This window comes from Erwinia sp. MYb416 (assembly GCF_037479575.1).
GTDB classification, from domain to species: domain Bacteria; phylum Pseudomonadota; class Gammaproteobacteria; order Enterobacterales; family Enterobacteriaceae; genus Erwinia; species Erwinia rhapontici.
This window is the reverse complement of record NZ_JBBGYT010000360.1, coordinates 1-526: the sequence shown is the minus strand read 5'-3', so window position 1 is coordinate 526 and position 526 is coordinate 1. Positions and strand designations below refer to the sequence as shown.

General features: G+C 45.8%; 1 protein-coding gene and 1 pseudogene. One reads left to right on the top strand and one right to left on the bottom strand.

What is annotated here, in order from left to right; translation table 11 throughout:
- A pseudogene (locus WH277_RS05280) lies at window positions 1-91 on the top strand (elongation factor P-like protein YeiP); the annotation flags it as partial.
- A 63-nt stretch (window positions 92-154) separates the two neighbouring features.
- Here WH277_RS05280 and WH277_RS05275 read toward each other — a convergent pair.
- The gene (locus WH277_RS05275; protein ID WP_339504832.1) at window positions 155-481 is read right to left on the bottom strand and encodes a hypothetical protein; all 327 of its coding nucleotides are present in this window, start codon (window positions 479-481) and stop codon (window positions 155-157) included.
- Window positions 482-526: the final 45 nt, after the last annotated feature.

Sequence of the window (526 nt, the reverse complement as noted above, 5' to 3'; positions counted from 1 at the left end):
CCTGGTCGTTCAGGTGCCGGAATACCTCAGTAATGGTGACAAAATTCGCATTCACATCCCTGAGCGTCGTTATATGAGCCGTGCAGACTAGCCACCACGTAAATGGCGCGGTCAGGTGACAGCGCCATAAATAACATGTTATAACATAACAACACTACAGGTAGTCGACCATAAGAATGCCCATCTTATGTTGCTGGTCGATCCAGCGAATCCGGCTGGTACCTAAATTGTAAGGTAGTGGCTGTAATTCATTGCTTTTAAAAGAAACATGACTGAATTTCGCCTGGCCATTACGCTCGCATGAGACTTGCACCTGTTGCTGCTGAATCTTATGGGTACATTCAGACTCCACAATCCTCCCGCTAAACTGGATGATCCCCGAAGTGCTTTGCGGCTCTGCCATTACATTGCTCGTCCATGATGCGAAAAAAATAACGATTGCTGTTGTAGCAATAATGTTCATATTAACCTCGCTGTTCATCTTCTTCTCGATGACTCTAGCCAATTACGCACGTCGATGTGATGA